This window comes from Nonomuraea terrae (genome assembly GCF_044465245.1).
Lineage (GTDB): Bacteria > Actinomycetota > Actinomycetes > Streptosporangiales > Streptosporangiaceae > Nonomuraea > Nonomuraea terrae.
This window is the reverse complement of record NZ_JBITLL010000004.1, coordinates 606,677-624,089: the sequence shown is the minus strand read 5'-3', so window position 1 is coordinate 624,089 and position 17,413 is coordinate 606,677. Positions and strand designations below refer to the sequence as shown.

12 protein-coding genes and 1 pseudogene are annotated in these 17,413 nt (G+C 72.5%); 9 read left to right on the top strand and 4 right to left on the bottom strand.

What is annotated here, in order from left to right; genetic code table 11:
- The first annotated feature begins 4 nt into the window (after positions 1-4).
- The 6 genes from ACIBP6_RS21165 (at position 5) to ACIBP6_RS21140 (ending at position 7,922) form a co-directional block, all read left to right on the top strand.
- Positions 5-427, top strand: coding sequence for a cupin domain-containing protein (locus ACIBP6_RS21165; RefSeq protein WP_132620005.1), 423 nt, complete (start codon positions 5-7; stop codon positions 425-427).
- A gap of 236 nt (positions 428-663) precedes the next feature.
- Complete coding sequence (locus ACIBP6_RS21160; RefSeq protein ID WP_397054519.1) at positions 664-1,155, top strand: hypothetical protein; 492 nt, start codon at positions 664-666, stop codon at positions 1,153-1,155.
- Positions 1,155-2,543 (top strand): hypothetical protein, encoded by a 1,389-nt coding sequence (locus ACIBP6_RS21155; protein WP_397054517.1) that lies wholly within the window; start codon positions 1,155-1,157, stop codon positions 2,541-2,543. Before ACIBP6_RS21160 ends, ACIBP6_RS21155 begins: the two co-directional genes overlap by 1 nt.
- On the top strand, positions 2,540-4,027 hold the full coding sequence (locus tag ACIBP6_RS21150) for a VWA domain-containing protein (protein WP_397054515.1): 1,488 nt from the start codon (positions 2,540-2,542) through the stop codon (positions 4,025-4,027). Before ACIBP6_RS21155 ends, ACIBP6_RS21150 begins: the two co-directional genes overlap by 4 nt.
- Positions 4,028-4,044: 17 nt before the next feature.
- A complete protein-coding gene (locus ACIBP6_RS21145) occupies positions 4,045-5,157 on the top strand; it encodes an ATP-binding protein (protein WP_132619999.1) in 1,113 nt (370 codons plus the stop codon).
- On the top strand, positions 5,154-7,922 hold the full coding sequence (locus ACIBP6_RS21140; protein ID WP_397054513.1) for a DUF5682 family protein: 2,769 nt from the start codon (positions 5,154-5,156) through the stop codon (positions 7,920-7,922). Before ACIBP6_RS21145 ends, ACIBP6_RS21140 begins: the two co-directional genes overlap by 4 nt.
- Before the next feature lie 128 nt (positions 7,923-8,050).
- Here the strand turns inward: ACIBP6_RS21140 and ACIBP6_RS21135 are convergent, their stop codons facing one another.
- Entirely contained in the window at positions 8,051-9,469 is a 1,419-nt protein-coding gene (locus tag ACIBP6_RS21135; protein ID WP_397054511.1) for an alpha/beta fold hydrolase, read from the bottom strand.
- 225 nt (positions 9,470-9,694) lie between these two features.
- Here ACIBP6_RS21135 and ACIBP6_RS21130 point away from each other — a divergent pair, with 225 nt between their 5' ends.
- Positions 9,695-11,839: a serine/threonine-protein kinase gene (locus tag ACIBP6_RS21130; protein ID WP_397054509.1), complete on the top strand. Its 2,145-nt coding sequence runs from the start codon at positions 9,695-9,697 to the stop codon at positions 11,837-11,839.
- 48 nt (positions 11,840-11,887) lie between these two features.
- On the opposite strand, the gene ACIBP6_RS21125 is transcribed toward ACIBP6_RS21130, so the two are convergent.
- Positions 11,888-12,961 carry a polysaccharide deacetylase family protein gene (locus ACIBP6_RS21125; protein ID WP_397054507.1) on the bottom strand — a complete coding sequence of 358 codons (1,074 nt, stop codon included), beginning with the start codon at positions 12,959-12,961 and terminating at the stop codon, positions 11,888-11,890.
- 310 nt (positions 12,962-13,271) lie between these two features.
- On the opposite strand from ACIBP6_RS21125, the pseudogene ACIBP6_RS21120 reads away from it, so the two are divergent.
- Positions 13,272-13,607, top strand: a pseudogene (locus ACIBP6_RS21120) (hypothetical protein); the annotation flags it as partial.
- 6 nt (positions 13,608-13,613) lie between these two features.
- Here ACIBP6_RS21120 and qcrB read toward each other — a convergent pair.
- Both qcrB and ACIBP6_RS21110 read right to left on the bottom strand, forming a co-directional pair.
- Entirely contained in the window at positions 13,614-15,125 is a 1,512-nt protein-coding gene (gene qcrB / locus ACIBP6_RS21115) for a cytochrome bc1 complex cytochrome b subunit (RefSeq protein ID WP_397054505.1), read from the bottom strand.
- A gap of 84 nt (positions 15,126-15,209) precedes the next feature.
- Positions 15,210-15,860, bottom strand: coding sequence for a hypothetical protein (locus ACIBP6_RS21110; RefSeq protein WP_397054503.1), 651 nt, complete (start codon positions 15,858-15,860; stop codon positions 15,210-15,212).
- A 202-nt stretch (positions 15,861-16,062) separates the two neighbouring features.
- Between ACIBP6_RS21110 and ACIBP6_RS21105 the strand changes: the two genes are divergently transcribed.
- Positions 16,063-17,247, top strand: a complete 1,185-nt coding sequence (locus tag ACIBP6_RS21105) for a L,D-transpeptidase (RefSeq protein ID WP_397054501.1) — start codon at positions 16,063-16,065, stop codon at positions 17,245-17,247.
- Positions 17,248-17,413 lie beyond the last annotated feature (166 nt).

The following is a 17,413-nucleotide window of genomic DNA, read 5'->3' as shown; positions in this document are numbered from 1 at the left end:
CGCCATGCATCGCCCACCGGACTCCGTGCCGACGATGGTCTTCGACTGGGGCTCGATCAAGTGGCATGTGTCGCCGTCCAGCGTGCCGGGGGCGTCGTCCACGTTCGGCGAGGTGGTGATCAACCCGAACAGGGGCCACGACCGCCACCAGCATCCGCACTCCGACGAGGTCCTCTACGTCATCGAGGGCGAGGGGCGGCAGACGGTCGGCGACGGGCCCGAGTTCGCGGTCAGGGCAGGCGACGCGATCTGGATCCCGATGGGGACCATGCACTCGACGTTCAACACCGGGTGGCGGCCGCTGCGGATCATCGCCACGTACACGCCGGGCGGGGCCGAGGAGGCGCTGCGCGATCTGCCCGGCTTCGCCGAGCTGGCGCCCGGCGAGCAGCCCACGTGGGCGGTGGCCGACGTCAAACCGGGGTGACGGGCGGGGTGACGGGCGGCGGCGCCGCCCGTCGCGGCCTCGGCGACCAGGACGTTGACGTGGTCGAGGCGGCGCACGCAGGGGGCGGGCGGATCGTCCGCATGTACGGCTCCCGTCGTTGATCGGATTTTGTCGGCGGCCTCAGGTAGGTTCCCGGATCATGATCAGCCGTTCGCGAAGGCGCGGGCAGTCCCGTCTGCGCTCAAGACGCGGCTGGGACGGGAGGTTCTGAGGTCGTGGACGCGGACGAAACCGCGTGGGAGCAGCGCAGCATGGTGCGGCTGGTGCCGCCCGTACGGCCGCGCAAGCTGGCGAAGGTGCCCTTCGTCGAGCTCGCCGACGGCCGGCTGCAGGGGGTCGTGTCGAGCGGATCCGACATCGAGCGGGTCTACGTCTCGTCGATCACCGCGGGCACCCACGCGTTGAGCTGCAGCACCAACAACAACCGGCCGTGCGGCGGCTTTTACGGCTCGGCGTGCAAGCACATCCAGGCGCTGGCCGACGAGGCGGTCGTGCAGTACGGCCTCGACCGGGTCGCCCGCTACCTGCGGGTGGAGGTGCCCGCGGGCGATGACCTGATGGCACACGTCAGGGGGAGCGTCGGGCGCACCCCGGCGGCCGTCGTGTTCAGCCGGTTCCTGCGCCACCTGGCCTACCTGGAGGTGCCCGGCAGCGCCGACCCGCTGCCCGAGCTCCACTGGTTCCCGGCGACGGGGGCGGCGCGCTGATGCTCGACGTACAACTCGGCGGGTTACTCGCCGACGGGCCGGCGGGGGCCGGCGAGGCGCTCGACCTGGTGAAGGGGTTCGACGAGGCGCTCGCGCACGGGTTCGCCCGTGTCGGCGAGGAGCCGGCCGCGGCGCTGGCCGCCCTGGCGGGCGCGCTCGCCGACACTCCTCTGGGGCCGCGCGTGGGCGAGGCCGTGGAGAAGGCGACCACGGGCTCGGCGGGCGACGAGCACCTGGCGGCCCTGGCCGGCGGGCGCGCCGCGCTGCTGGGCGCGGTGCACGACGCCCTTCTCGCCCGCCTCGACACCGCCCTGAGCCGCACCCGTGCGCCGTGGCACGCCGCCGCGGGCGAGCCGGCCGGGCCGGCGGGCAACCTGCTGGCCGGGTGCCGCGGGTGGCTGCGGGAGCTGGCCATCGTGGGCTGGCGCGGCGTCGACCACGATCTGGTCTCCTCGGCCGACCAGTCGATCGAGGCGCTGCTGGCGGTGCCCGAGCTGCGCGGTCTGGCGGTGCTGCTCGACGGGTTCGCCGCCGAGCTGCGCGCCTGCAGCCCGGTCGCCACGATGGAGCGACTGCCGGTCCGCCGCTGGGCCGACCTGTGGGCCCGCGCCATGCTGCTCTCCCACAAGGGGTCATGGCAGGCCGGCGCCGAGCCGGTGTCGGGGCGGCTGCTCATCCTGGGCGCCGACGTCCACGAGCACGCCACCGCCGTGCGCGTGCAGGTCCACGGCATCCTCGAGCCCGCCGGCGGCGCCCCGTCCTTGCTCGTCCGTACGAGCGTGGCCGCCGCCAAGGTCGACACCATCGCCGGGCCCACCGTGTGGCGGCTGCTGAGCGACCGTCCCGTCCTGATGGGGGCGCTGGCCGGCCACCTCGCCGTCGAGATCACCGGCATGCCGATGCTGCCCGGCGGCGACCTCGTCTGGCACGACGACCGGGCGAGCGCGGCGGAGGAGGCCGACCCGTTCGCCATCGCGCGGGTCCAGCTCGCCGCCGCCACCGCGACGCCGGTGACGCCGCTCGACCGCCATCCGGTGCGCATCGCCGAGCCCGTCCTGCTGGAGGGCTACACGGTCGACGGCCAGACGCTCGCCTTGGGCGGCAACACCGTCCGCGTCGACCTCGACCGGCTGCCGTCCTGCGGGCCGCTCACCCCCGAGCTGGTGGCCGCCTCCACGGCGTGCGTCGGGCTGTTGCGCTGGGACGCCGGGCAGTGGTCCGTGCAGCCGCTCGGCGTGCAGGCGACGGTCAAGAAGAAACCGGTCGCCGTGCACACCGGAGACTGGGCGCTCGGCCCCACCGACCCCAAGGCGGTCAAGGCCGAGGCCAGAGCCGGCGACGTCGTCGCCGTGCTGCGGGAACGCGCAGGACGGCTGCTGCGCAAATGACCGGGACCTCACAGAGCGAGACGACCGACGACCCGCAGGGCGTGCAGAGGGCGGAGGAGAGCAAGCGTCAGGTGCTCTACTGGCGGCTGCTGTCGCGCCTGTTCGGCACCGACGAGCAGCCCGCGCTGGAGAACGCCTCCGTCGGCATCGTCGGCGAGCTCGGCCTGCCGCCCGCGCTGCTCGACCCCAAGGTGTCGGTCGACAACCTGGTGCAGCGCTTCCCCGAGCTGGGCCCCGAGTTCGAGGGGCTCATGGCGGAGGGCGAGCACGAGAACGGCGGCGAGGTACGCCGCGCGGCCCTCGTCTCCAAGCTGCTGCTCAACGTGTTCGCGACGGGTTCCGGCAACGTGACCGCCGGCCAGCTGGAGAGCTGGAAGAAGGACGCCGCCTGGTTCGAACGCGGCATGGGCTGCGAGCCCGGCGGCCTGCGCCAGGGCCGCGGCAGGGGCAGAGGCCTGGGCCAGGGCGAGGGCGAGGGCGAGAGCGACGAATCCGGCGACGGGCAGGGCGGAGCGGGCCACGGGCGGGACGGCGCGCCCGGCGCCTCGGGCCCCGGGCGGGGTCTCGGCCCCGGCGGGTCGCGCTACAGCCCGGGCGACGAGGAGCTGGCGAAGGTCCTCGCCAACCTGGAGGGCGACCTGGTCAAGCGCATGCACCTGCGCGAGGTGCTCGCCGACCCGGCCCTGGCCAGGCAGCTCACGCCCAGCATGTCGCTCATCGAGCAGCTCCTGCACGACAAGTCCAACCTGTCGGGCGTCGCACTGGCCAACGCCAAGGCGCTCATCCGCCGGTTCGTGGACGAGGTCGCCGAGGTGCTGCGCACCCAGGTGGAGAAGACCAGCGTGGGCGTCATCGACCGGTCGGTGCCGCCGAAGCGGGTGTTCCGCAACCTCGACATCGACCGCACGATCTGGAAGAACCTCCCCAACTGGAGCCCGGAGGACGAGCGCCTCTACGTCGACCGGCTCTTCTACAAGCAGACGGCCCGCCGCACCACCCCGGCCCGCCTGATCGTGGTGGTCGACCAGTCGGGCTCGATGGTCGACGCGATGGTCAACTGCACCATCCTGGCCTCGATCTTCGCCGGCCTGCCCAAGGTCGACGTGCACCTGGTCGCCTACGACACCCGGGCGATCGACCTGACGCCGTGGGTGTCCGACCCGTTCGAGGTGCTGCTGCGCACCACGCTCGGCGGCGGCACCGACGGCACGGCCGCGATGGCGCTGGCCCGGCCCAAGATCACCGATCCGCGTAACACCGTGATGGTGTGGATCTCCGACTTCTACGACAACCGGTCGCTGATCAGTGACTTCGAGGCGGTGCACCGCTCGGGGGTGAAGTTCATCCCCGTCGGCTCGGTCAACAGCTCGGGAGCCCAGAGCGTCGACCCGTGGTTCCGCCAGAAACTCAAGGCCCTCGGCACCCCGGTGATCTCGGGCCACATCCGCAAGCTCGTCTTCGAGCTCAAGAACTTCCTCACCTAGCTAGGAGACCCCTCGACATGAGTGACATGCTGCGAGCCCCCGCAGAGGTCAAGTACGCCGACGAGCTCGACTGGCTCGAGTCGATCGACGACGGCCCCAAGCCGTTCTCGTGGCGGCTCAGCCCCCGCATGGTGCGGTTGTTCATCCTCGGCTCCGAACGTTCCGACGGGCTCGACCGCGACATCGCGCAGAAGTGGTTCGGCGACCGCAGCTTCGTCGAGCGCAGCATCGTGACCCTGGCCTCCGACCGGGGCCTGCTGCTGATCGGCGACCCGGGCACCGGCAAGAGCTGGCTGGCCGAGCTGCTGGCCGCGGCCATCTCCCGCAATTCCACGCTCGTCGTGCAGGGCACCGCCGGCACCACGGAAGACCACATCAAATACTCGTGGAACGTCTCCATGGTCATCGCCAAGGGGCAGTCCCGCGAGTCGATGATCCCCTCGCCGATCATGACGGCGATGGAGAACGGCGTGATCGGCCGCTTCGAGGAGCTCACCCGCTCCACCAGCGACGTGCAGGACGCGCTCATCTCGATCCTGTCGGAGAAGTACGTCTCCATTCCCGAGCTCGACGACGACAACATCGTCTTCGCCCAGCCCGGCTTCTCCATCATCGCCACCGCCAACAGCCGCGACCGCGGCGTCAACGACCTGTCGTCAGCTCTCAAGCGGCGCTTCAACTTCGTCCGCATCCCGGTCGTGACGAACCGGAAGAGCGAGGCGGAGATCGTCCGGTTCCGCACCGAAGAGCTGCTGCGCCGGCACCGCATCGAGCTGGACCTGCCGCCCACGCTGCTCGACATCCTGCTGCAGAGCTTCGCCGACCTGCGTTCGGCGGCGGCCTCGGCCACCAGCGACGACGAGAAGCTGGAGTCGGCGCTGTCCACGGCCGAGCAGATCGGCGTGCTGGAGGACGCCATCCTGCACAGCCACTTCTTCGGCGACCGCGTGCTGCGCGCGCAGACGCTGGCCGGCTCGCTGGTGGGCTCGCTGGCCCGGCGCAGCCCCGAAGACCTCGCCATCCTCAACAAGTACTGGCACGGCGTGGTCGAGCCGCGCAGCAAGAAGGACGGCGGCCTGTGGCCGGAGTTCCTCGAGGGCGGCCGCGAGGCCATCTCCACGCTGTCATGATCGACCAGACGAGCCCGTTCGGCACGCTGCGCGAGCAACTCCTCGACGCGGCCGAGCAGTTCGCGGGCGGTCCCGTCGCCGTCTCCGGCATCCTGTCGGGGCTCGTCGACGACGTCGACCGGGCGCTGCGCGAGGAGCTGGAGATCTTCCCGGTCTGCCACCACTCGCCGGCCTCGGCGCTGGCGATGGTGCGCAGGCTGCGCGAGAAGCAGCCGAAGGTCATCTACCTGGAGCTGTGCGAAGACCTGCAGCCGCTGCTCACCGAGCTGCGCAACTGCCGGCTGCCGGTGGCCGTGCAGGCGTTCGCGACCGACCTCGAAGGCTTTCCGAAGGAGCTGGCGCCGCTCAGCGTGGTGGCGCCCATCACCGAGGCGTCCGCCGAATACCAGGCCATCGCGTACGCGCTCGACACCCCCGGCGTCGAGCTGGTGCTGGTCGACCGCTCGACCGACCACGTCTACCAGTGGACGCGCGAGAAGGAGCCCAAGCCGAAGCAGGGCGAGGAGACCGGCCTGCACGGCGACGCCGTCGGCGTCGAGATCGGCGACCTGCGCCCCCGCTTCGCCGAGCTGGAGGAGCATCTCCTCCACCACGGCAAGGTGCGTCACTGGTCGGAGTGGTGGGACCAGTACGTCGAGCAACCCCTCGCGGGCGCCGACTACGACACCTACCGCCAGGTCATGGTGATGATCGGCAGCCTGTTCCGCCGGCTCCGCCCTGACCACGACGACCGGCTGGCCCTCGACGAGGAGCGCGAGCGCTACATGTGGACCAGGATGCGCGAGCACCTGGCCGCCTCCGGCGCCGACCCCGCCGACTGCCTGTACGTCTGCGGCGCCTTCCACGCCGCCACCCGCGTCGAGCAGTTCGGCGTCCGGTCCACCGCCCCCTACGCGATCAGCCCGCGCACCGGCACCACCTGGCTGTACGGCCTCATCCCGTCCAGCCACTCGGCCATCGAGGCGCAGTTCGGGCTGGCGCCCGGCTCGGTGTCGATCGCGGCGGCGACGTGGGACAAGGCGCTCACCCGCGGCGGGCTGACGCCGTTCCGGCTGGCGGGGCAGAAGGGGGCGCGCAAACGCGTGGCCAAACTGGCCGCGCCCGCGCCGCAGGGCGAGCTCACCGACCGGTTGAGCGGGTTCCTGTCCAGGCCGCCCGCGCTCGACGCGCTCGACGAGGCCGAGCTGCTCGGCTGGTGCGTCGACATCGTCCGGCTGGCCCGCCGCAACGGCTACCTGGCCAGCACCGCCGACGCGATCGCGGTCTACGAGACCTCGATCCTGCTGGCGGGCATGCGCAACCGGGCCAGGCCCACCCCGTACGACTTCCAGGACGCGGCGGTCACCTGCATCGAGAAGGACTCCGTGCCGGGGCGGCGCGACGTGCGGCGGCTCTGCGAGATCCTGCTCGGCGGCGACCGGCTCGGCGAGGTCGGCTACGACGCCATGCCGCCGCTGGCCAGAGACGTCTACGACCGGCTCGCCCCGCTCGGGCTCGACCTGGAGAAACGGACGATCCAGCGGGCGCTGATCGACCTGCACGCCGAGCCCGAGCTGGTGCCCTGCTCCGACCTGCTGTGGAAGCTGCGCTACCTGCTGCCGTCCGACGCGGTGCGGCCCATCATGGGCGAGCGCCGGCTCGGCGAACGCTCGATCCAGGAGAGCTGGGACGTCGCCCTCGGCAAGTACCAGCGCGCCATCATCGAGCTCGGCTACGAGGGCGTCACCGTCGAGCAGGTGCTGGAGCAGCGGCTGCGGCGCGCGGTGTGGGACCCGAAGGCCACCGCGGCCGTCGCGCTGGCGGCGGTCGAGGACGCCATCCTGTTCCTCGGCAGCCGCCGCTTCGCCGACGAGCTGGGCGCGCGGGCGGTCGAGCTGCTCGCGTCCGAGCGCGGCGTCGACGACGCGCCCGAGGTGCTGCGCCGCATCCGGCGGCTGCTGGCCTACTACCGGGCGGGCGAGCCGGAGCTGCCGGCCTGGTGCGAGGCGTTCGTGACGGCCGGCTACGCCCACTACTGCACGCTCCTGCCGACCGCCGTCGTCGACGACGACACCGGCGTGCGGCAGGTCGCGGCCATGCTGGGGTTCCTGTTCACGATGGAGAGCCTCGCGCTGGCGCTCGGCTGCGACCGGGCCCAGCTGGAGCTCGCGGTGCGGCAGTCCCACCCGGAGTCGCCGGCCAAGGTGGCGCTGATGTGGGCCGCCCGCCACCAGCTCGGGCTGCTGCCGCTGGCCGAGCTGCGGGCGCGCTGCGACGAGCTGCTGGGCAACCCGCTGGTGATCCCGGCGTTCCCGCAGTACGTCATCGGGTTCGTGCACGCGGTGGAGCCGGCCCCGGGGCTGTCGGGGTTCGTGGTGGAGGTGATCTCCAAGGCGTTCGCGCGGCTGCCCGACTCCGTACTGCTGCCGTGGTTGCCCAAGCTGATCGTCACGCTGCGGGACGGCGCGGGGGAGCTGATGCCGGCACTCGTCCGCGAGGCGGGGCGGACGTTCCCCGGCTCGCTGACGGCCGTGGACGCCTGGGTGCCGCCGTGGGCCTCCCGCCCCAAGCCCGCCGGGTCGGTCACCGGGGGCGCGCCGGTGGCGGCCGGGCCGGTGGCGGAGCTGCTGGTGGGGCATCCTGTGGCGTGCGACGCGGTGGCGGGGCTGCTCGGATGCACGGGCGAGTGGCTCGCGCTCACCGGTGAAACCGGCTCCCAGGAGGTCACCACCCTCCTGACCACCCACCCCGAACCCGCCTCCGCCTTGGCGGCCCTGCTCGCCTGAGCACCTGGCCGGGCGCCGGTGGCGGGGGTTCTCCCGGGCTCTCGCCACCCGCCTGGCCCGGAGCATGGGCCTGGGCCGGGAGGCGCGCTCGCTTCCGCGCGGTTCCCGGCCCTGGTGGGTGTCGAGCGTCAGTTCGGCCGGGTCGGGTGGCAGGTGGTGTTCGCCGGCGGGAGGCGCAGGTCCGTCAGGTACGCGTCGGCGTGGGCGATCGTGCAGGTGTCGCCCGTCAGGTACAGGCCGTGGCCGTGCCCGTCGAAGTGCACCGTCGCCGACCCCGGCACGCGCCGTACGATGTCGGCCGTGTCGTCGTAGTCGGTCCACGTGCCGGCCCCGAGGAACGGCGGCAGGCCGGCGGGCAGCGGCGCGGCCGGGTTCGCGACCGGGGCGGGCCAGGCGGTGCAGCCGAGACGATGCCACAACCCCATCCCGGCGAGGTTCGGCGAGACCCGCTCGCCCATCGCCCGTACGGCCCGGTACTCGCGATACCCGTCGAAGCGCAGCCCGTCGGCGCACATCGTGGCGTTCATGCCGACGTACGACGGCGGCTTGAGGCTGCCGGTCCCGGCCTTGACGTAGTCGGCGAACCCGGAGGCGTCACCGCGCTCCGCCGTCGCGATGGCCTGGGCGAGCTGCCGCCAGCGCGGATGCTCGGGCGCCGGCCCGGGGCTCACCAGGTGCGGCATCGCGGCCACCTGCAGGTCGAACCCGCTGTACGCGCCGTCCTCGCCCTTGATCGGGATCGGCTTCCGGTCGGCGGCGGCCACCACCTTCCGCCAGCGAGCCGCCACGTCCGCGCCGCACGCGCCCGACGTGCCGCACCACCGCGCGAACCGGTCGAACTGCGCCTCGTACGTGCGGTAACGCGTCCGGGCGTCGGTCGTCGCGTCGCGCAACTGGTTGACCGCGCCGTCCAGGTACAAGGCCCTGACCCGCTCCGGGTACAGACGCGCGTACGCCACCGCCGGGACGCCGCCGTACGAGGTGGCGATGAAACTCAGCCGCTGCTCCCCGAGAGAGGCGCGGATCGCGTCGATGTCGCGGGCCACGGACGCCGAGTCGAGATGGTCGAAGAACTCGGGATCCACCTTCCGGCACTCCTGGGCGTGCTGCCGGATCTTCGCCCCGAGCCGGGCGTACTCGCCGCGCGTGTCCGGCCGGGTCAGCCACGGGCCGGTGGTGAAGCACTCCTGCGGCAACCGGCCGAACGTGCCGGCGTTGCGCGGTTCCAGGCTCACCACGTCGAACCGTTCGCGCAGTTTCGTGAAGCTGTCGCGGTAGTAGGTGAGGTCGTCGACGCCCGAACCGCCGGGTCCGCCCGGGATGCTGAAGACCGTCCCCATGGTGGCGCCGGTGGCGGGCAGCCGGGCGATCTGGATCTTTATCGTCCGGCCGTCCGGCTTCGCCCAGTCCACCGGCACCTCGACGGACGAGCACTGCAGGTCCTTGGGCCGTTCGGCGCCCTGGCAGGGGCCCCAGGCGGACTCCGCCGACGCCGAGGGCACCGTCGTGAGCGCGCCGAGCAGCGCGCCGATCGCTATCAGTTTCATGCTTCCACGCTCGCGCGCCGGGGCGCGCGTCTCCATGGTGGTGCCGCCCGTTCGTGAGGTAGTGCCTGGACTAGTTTCCGTACGCGGAATGGCTGGTGTCTTTTATATGAACATTTCCGTGAATTTCGGATTAAGTCCGCTAATGCCACCACCCGCGTCATCCGGAGATTGGGCTGAATCGTAGTATTCGGTGCGCGAATTGCCGCTTATGGGGGAGGGTGGGCATTGTCTCGTCCGCGTTCGGGAGACGACCTCGGTCAGGTCGCCGGCCACCGCCTCACCGGGCTCCTCGGCGAGGGCGGCCAGGGGGCCGTCTACCTGGGGCTGAGCCCGTCCGGCGGCGAAGTGGCGATCAAGGTGCTGAACGCCCGCATGTCGGAGGATCCCGAGGGGCGCCGCAGGTTCTTCCGCCAGGTCGAGCTGGCCCGCCGGGTCGCGCCCTTCTGCACCGCCCGCGTGCTCGACACCGGAATGCACGGCGACCGCCCGTACATCGTCAGCGAATACGTCCCCGGTGACTCCCTCGACCGGGTCGTGCGCACGCAGGGACCGCGCACCGGCGGCGGTCTCGAGCGGCTCGCGGTGGCGACCGCGACCGCGCTGGCCGCCATCCACCGCGCGGGGGTCGTGCACCGCGACTTCAAGCCCGGCAACGTCATCCTCGGGCCCGAGGGTCCCGTCGTCATCGACTTCGGCATCTCCCACGCGCTCGACCACGCCGTCACCCAGAGCGGGGCGTTCGGCACGCCCGGCTTCATGGCGCCCGAGCAGCTCGACATGGGGCCGATCGGGCCGGCGGCGGACGTGTTCGGCTGGGCCGCCACGATGGTGTTCGCGGCGACGGGACGGCGTCCGTTCGCCGGCGACTCGGTCGCGGCGGTGCTGCGCGCCCTCCTCTACGACGAGCCCGACGTGTCGGGGGTGCCCGAGCCGCTGCGGCCGCTGGTGGCGGCCTGCCTGGACAAGAACCCGGACCGCCGCCTCACCGCCGACACCCTCGTCCGCACCCTGACCAGCCACCCGGCCGCGTCTGCGCCCCTGGCACCGGCCCCCACCGCCCACCCCGAACCGACGCCCCACCATCGTGAGCCGGCGGCCGCACCCGAAGGCGCCGGCCACCTGGAAGCCGGGCCTACCGCGTCCGGCGAACGTCCTGGGCCGGCTTCCGGCGCCGCGGCGGACGGGGCTGTGACCCGGCGGGTCGAGCCGGAGGCGCGTGCCTGGGCTGAGCGTACGGGGCCGGGCTCGGAGACGTCTTCTCCGGGACGGCGCAGGGTGCCGCGCCGGGCGCTGGTGGCGGGAGGGGTGGCCGTAGTGGCGGCGGCCGCGGTGGTGACGGCGGTGTGGCCCCGCGCGGCGGAGCCCGTACGGGCCACCGGGACGTCCGTCACGGTCGCCTCCGGAGCGCCGGCCACCGCGGCGCCGGCCAAGGGGGATCTCGCCGCTCCCCTGGTCGGGCACACCAACGACGTCAGGTCGGCGGTGGTGGGCACGCTCGACGGCGTCCCCGTGGCCCTGACCGGGTCGGACGACGAGACCGCCCGGCTGTGGAACCTGCGCACGTCCCGGCAGATCGGCGCCCCGCTCATCGGCCACACGGAATGGATCCGCTCGGTCGTCCTCGACCAGCTCGACGGCGCGCCGATCGCCGTCACCGCCGGCGACGACGACACCGCCCGTGTGTGGGACCTGCGTACGGGACGATCCCGCACGCTCACCGGCCACACCGGCGACGTCAAGTCCGTGGCGACCGGCCGGATCGGCGGCCGGCACGTCGCCGTCACCGCCGCCGCCGACGGCACCGCGCGCGTCTGGGACCTGCGTACCGGCGAACAGGTCGGCGAGCCGCTCACCGGCCACGACGGCGCCGTGTGGGCGGTGGCGGCCGGCCAGGTCGGCGGTACGGCCATCGCGGTCACGACCGGCGACGACGGGACCGTACGCGAGTGGGACCTGACCACCGGCGAGGAGATCGGCCGGCCGATGACCGGGCATCGCGGCTGGGTGCGTTCGGTCGTGCTGGGCAACCTGGACGGCGTCCCCGTGGCGATCACCGGCGGCGAGGACATGACCGCCCGCGTCTGGGACCTGCGCACGCGGAAGGAGCTCGGCCCGCCGCTCGCCGGGCACACGAACGGGGTGTGGTCGGTGGCGGTCACCAACCTGGGCGGGGTCCCCGTGGCGGTCACGGGCAGCGAGGACGCCACGGCCCGCGTGTGGGACCTGCGGACGCGGAAGGAACTGGGGGCGCCGTACACGGGGCACACCGACGCCGTCTGGTCGGTGTCGACCGGCCTGCTGGACGGCCGGCCGATCGTCATCAGCGCCGGCCGCGACCAGAGCGCCCGCGTGTGGGCCCCCACCCGCTGACCCGCCGGCCCGGCCGTGAGGGCCGCGGTCGGAGGTGGTCGGAGGTGGTCAGAGGTGGTCGGTGAGGGCGAGGCCGTGGACGGTGCCGGGTGGCTTGCCGTCGAAGAGCCGGGTGACCGTGACGAAGCGGTAGCCGCGCTTCGACAGGCTCTTCAGGATGCGTGGCATCGCCCGCACCGTCGACGCGTGGATGTCGTGGAACAGGATGACGCTGCCCGGCCGCACCGACGCGAGCGTTCGGCGGGCGACCTTGGCGCTGTCGCGCAGCCGCCAGTCCAGGGTGTCGACGCTCCACAGCACCATCGGCCGCGTCGTCTGCAGCCGTACGGCGCTGTTGACCGCCCCGTACGGTGGCCGGACCAGCTTCGGCGTGACCCCGATGGCCGCCTTGATCACCTCGTCGGTACGGGACAGTTCCAGCCGGATCCTCGTGGCGGTGATCTTCGTCAGGTCGGGGTGCGACCAGGTGTGGCTGCCGATCTCGTGCCCGGCCGCGTACGCCTCGCGGACGGGTGCCGGGTTCGCGGCGACGTTCCGGCCGACGACGAAGAAGGTGGCCCGCGCCCGGTGGGCCTTCAGGTGGTGCAGGAGGGCGTCGGTGTACGGGCCGGGGCCGTCGTCGAAGGTCAGCGCCACGCACTTGACCCTGCGGCAGTCGACCCGCTCCGCCGCCTGCGGCGCACCGGCCCCGGCCAGCACCGGCTCCAGGGGGATCGCCTTGGACGCCTCGGCCCACGCCTTCCGCACCACCGCCGACAGGAGCCCGGACGCCCCGAACAGCCTGTCGTCCTGACCGTCGAGCCGCACAAGCCGTTGACCGGCTCCCACAGCGCCCGCCACCGCCTGCCCGACGCCGCCGGGGCGGGGCTGCGCGCTGGTGGCCGCCCCGGGTGGCGCGGGTGCGGTGGCCCGGGCGTCGCGGGCGGTCTCGGCAGATGCGGTGGTGGCTCGGGTCTGTGTGGTGGTGGCGGTCTTGGCGCGGGTGCGGCCGGCCCCGGTCGGTGCTGCGGGCGTGAGGGGCCCAGGTGCCGTGGCGGCGTGGGCCGCCGGGGACGACTCGGGCGGGTTGGCGGGGGTCGCCGCCAGGTACGTGGACAGCGCCGCGGTGGCGAGTGCCGTCATCCCCCGTCGCGCGGCCGCCAGGGCAGGCCGGCGCGCACTTCTGCCGCTGTACATCGATCCCCCTCACGCACCGCCCCCCGGTGCGTCCCGCATGCCGCCGGCTCCGGCGGCGGGCCGGAACCGTTCCATGGCCTTCGACAACCGGTGCGCGCACATGGTTCGCGGGAGATCGTCGTTTTTCCGACGAGTCCTTGACAGCGCCCCGGGGCTGGTCTTGTCTCGACCACAGCGGGGCCGGGAGGGGAGCCTGGTATGCGGCTGGTCCCGCGGGCCGTGCTCGCCCTGAGAGCGGGAGCCCGCGCCGGGCGCCCTCGGCGCGGCGTCGCACTTCGGGCTCGCCCGTAAGGACTGTGTCGGTACGTCCGCCGGCCGCGCCTCCAAGGTCTGGTACACGGTCGCGGGCGGCGTCCTGTCCGACGTGTACGAGCCGACGATCGACAACACCAACGTCGAGACCATGCAGCTCGCCGTCACCGACGGCCGCACGTTCACCGAGCTGCAGCCCCGCGACACGATCACGATCGCGCTGCCCCGGCAGGTGTTCGCCCAGGGGATCGACGTGATCCTCCCGGCGGGACACTCGCAGGCCGACGTGCTGAACCCGCTCGCGGGCCCGGTCGCCGTCCCCGCCGTCACCGTCCCCTGACGCCGGTCACCGGCTCCAGGAGCGGTGCAGCGCCTCGCGGACGCGATGCTTGACCGGGCGCGGCATGTCGCCGTTCCGCGCCGGGGGCAGCGCGGGACGGGCGGGCGGCACCAGCACCGCCGTCTCCTCGTCCGTCGCGGGCCGCTCGACCTCGGTGAACCCGCCGTCGGGGCCGCGTACGATCACGCCGGTCTCCACGCCGTGCCCGGCGGTGTGCCGGTCGCGCGCGAGCAGTCCCAGGCAGATCCGCCGGGTGACGACGAAGCCCAGCACCGGCGCCACGACGATGAGGACGCGGAAGATCCAGGTCGTCGCGTTGAGCGAGATGTGGAACGTCGAGGCGATCAGGTCGTTGCCGCCCGCCATCCACAGCACCCCGAAGTACGCCATCCCGGCGACGCCGAGGCCCGTCCGCGTCGGCACCTCGCGGGGCCGGTCGAGCAGGTGGTGCACGGCGCGGTCGCCGGTGACCCACTTCTCCAGGAACGGGTAGAGCGCCAGGCCGGTGAACAGCAGCCCGGGCGCGCCGAGCGCCGGAATGAGCACGCTCATCGCCACCGTGTGGCCGAGGACGGTGAACTCCCACGGCGGCATGATCCGCAGCGCGCCTTCCAGGAAGCCCATGTACCAGTCGGGCTGGGAGCCGGCGCTGACCGTGCTCGGCAGGTACGGCCCGTACAGCCAGACCGGGTTGATCTGGAAGAACGTGGCCAGCAGCGCGATCACACCCAGCACCCACAGGAAGAACACCGTCGTCTTCGCCAGGAACGACGGGAAGAACGGCGCCCCGCGCACCACCCGGTCGTTCAGCCCCTTGGCGCGGAACTGCGTGTGCGTCTGCCGCCAGGTGAGCACGATCGCGTGCAGCGGGATGAGGACGAGCAGCAGCGCGGGGATCAGCAGCACGTGCAGGCTGTAGAGCCGGGCGATGATGTCGTCGCCGGGGAACTCGCCGCCGAACAGGAACGCCGCCGCGTACGTGCCCACCAGCGGCACCGACAGCGTCACCCCGTGCAGGATGCGCAGCCCGGCCCCCGACAGCAGGTCGTCGGGCAACGAGTAGCCGAACAGCCCGTTGAGCAGCACCAGCCCGAACAGCGCCACGCCGATCAGCCAGTTGAGCTCGCGCGGCCGGCGGAAGGCCCCGGTGAAGAAGTTGCGCAGCAGGTGCGCCACGATCGCGGCGAGGAAGACCAGCGTGCCCCAGTGGTGCATCTGCCGCATGAGCAGTCCGCCGCGCACCTCGAACGTGATCTCCAGCGTGGACGCGTACGCCTGGCTCATCGCGACGTCGCGCAGCGGCACGTACGAGCCGTCGTAGACGACCTCCGCCATCGACGGTTTGTAGAAGAACGTCAGGAAGACCCCGGTGAGCAGGACGACCACGAAGGAGTAGAGCGCGATCTCTCCGAGCAGGAAGGTCCAGTGGTCGGGGAAGACCTTCCGCATCGCCTTCTTGAGGAATCCGGCCCCGCCGATCCGGTCGTCGAGGGCCGCGGCCATTGAGCCGATCTTCATCTCGCCTCCGCCTTGGTTGCGTCTCATAACCACGACGGGACAGGCCGGGCGAATGTGACGTCCGCCCGGCCAGGAGGGCGGGGATCAGGCGAAGCGTTCGATGGTCACGGGGATCAGGCCCTGGTCCCGGATGGCCTGGCGGTGGTGGTGCAACAGGGCGCCGAGCGCGGTGACCGGGCCGGAGCCGAGCCGCGCGGTGACGTCGACGCACCAGGCGATGCCGGCGCCGATGCGGCGCAGCTCCCAGGTGAAGCCGTGCCCGCCGGAGTCGGCGGAGGCCGCGCCGACCACGCGGGGGTCGCCGGTCGGCTGCAGCCGCAGCGCCTTGCGCGCCCGGGCCAGGCCGTCCGCGCCGAGCTCCCCGGCGAACAGGATCCGGTAGCGCCGCGCCCCGGAGCCGCCGCCCAGGTTGAGCGGGGACGACGTGGGCAGCGGCCGGCGCTCCTGGAACAGGGTGCGCAGCCCGGCCTCCTCCGGCAGCCGGCCGCCGCCGAGGCGGGCGAAGGCGTCGTACGCCTCCTGCCTGCTCACCGGCGTGACCCGGCCGCGCAGCGCTCTGTCGGCGCGGATGGCACGGCTCAGCTCCGCGGAGGAGGACCAGGCCCTGTTCTCCGGTCTCCACTCGGCCCCGTCGATGCCCGCCGCCGTGTAGTCCGCACAGAGGACGAATTCCTCCACCAGGAGGCCCGCGGGCGACCGGTCGCCCGCCCTCGCGGAGATCAGGTAGTAATCCACCGGCCCATGATTGTGGGCCTCCGGTGCCGGATCAAGATCATCCGCCCGCGCCGCCGCCGTGCGCGGGCTTCGCGGGAGTACGGATGTCCAGATGGGGCACGCCTTCCGCATGGCCGCCCGCATTACGGGCAGAAGTCCGCCTGATCACCATATAAAGGTATAAAGTGGCCTATTCCTCATATATCAGGCGCTGGAGGCATTGATGCGGAATGGCCGGACCGGCGCCGTGCTGGCGAGCGTTCTCGCGGCGGCGCTGTTCGTGACCACGGGATGCAATTCTTCGGGCGGCGGTTCCTCCGCCCCGGGGGCCCAGGAACCGTCCCCGGTGGCCAAGGTGTCGATCACGCCGGCCGACGGCGCCGAGAAGGTCGCCCCCGACGCCGGGATCGCCGTCAAGGTCGGCGGCGGGCAGGTCACCAAGATCACCGTGGCCGACGCCAAAGGCCGTCAGGTGAAGGGCTCCGTGGCCGGCGACGGGACGTGGCGGCCCCGCTGGGCGCTGCGGCCCTCCACGACGTACACGGTCAGCGCGCAGGCCACCGGGACGGACGGCAAGCAGGTCACGCAGCGGTCCACGTTCACCACGCTCAAGCCGGAGCGCGTGCTGGAGAGCGGCATGGCGCCCCTCGACGGCGAGAAGGTCGGTGTCGGGATGCCCGTCCAGCTCCTGCTGTCGAAACCGGTGACCGTCCAGGAGGACCGCGCCCGGGTCGAACGCTCGCTGGAAGTGAGGATGTCGAAGCCGGTCGAAGGCGCGTGGAGCTGGGTGAGCGACCGTGAGGTGCAGTTCAGGCCGCGCGAGTACTGGCCGGTGGGGCAGCAGGTGACGGTCGTCGCGCATCTGGCCGGCGTACGCGCCGGGGACGGGTTGTGGGGCACGAAGGACCGCAAGATGACCTTCACCGTCGGCGACGAGCACATCACCAAGATCAGCGGCGAGACCCACAAGGCGGTCGTCAGGAAGAACGGCGAGGTCGTCAAGACCATCCCGGTCAGCATGGGCAAGCCGGGTGACGACAGCTACTCCGGCATCATGATCGCCCAGGAGAAGGCGGCCAAGATGGTCATGGACTCGGCCACGATCGGCAGGCCGGGCGAATACCGCATCCCCACCAAGTGGAACGTCCGGATGACCTACAGCGGCACCTTCTTCCACGCCGCCCCCTGGTCGACCTCCTCGCAGGGCAGCACCAACGTCACCCACGGCTGCGTGAACGCCAGCACGGAAAACGCCCGCTGGTTCTACGAGTTCACCCAGCGCGGCGACATCATCGAGGTCACCGGCACCTCCAGGAAGCTGCGCTTCGGCAACGGCCCGACGCCGTGGGCCAAGCCGTGGGAGGACTGGCTGGCCGGCAGCGCCCTCGGCAAACCCGTCAACGGGTAAGCCGCGCGGCGATCGTCGCGCCGGTCGCTACCGGCATGGTCACGGTCTGCGCAGGAGCCTTGCACGAGGCCGGGCACTCGGGGGCACACTGGGAGTGACATCGCCGTAGAGGAAGGCGTTGTGCACGTGATCGCTGACGGAACCGGCCGTGGCCAGCCCGCGGCCC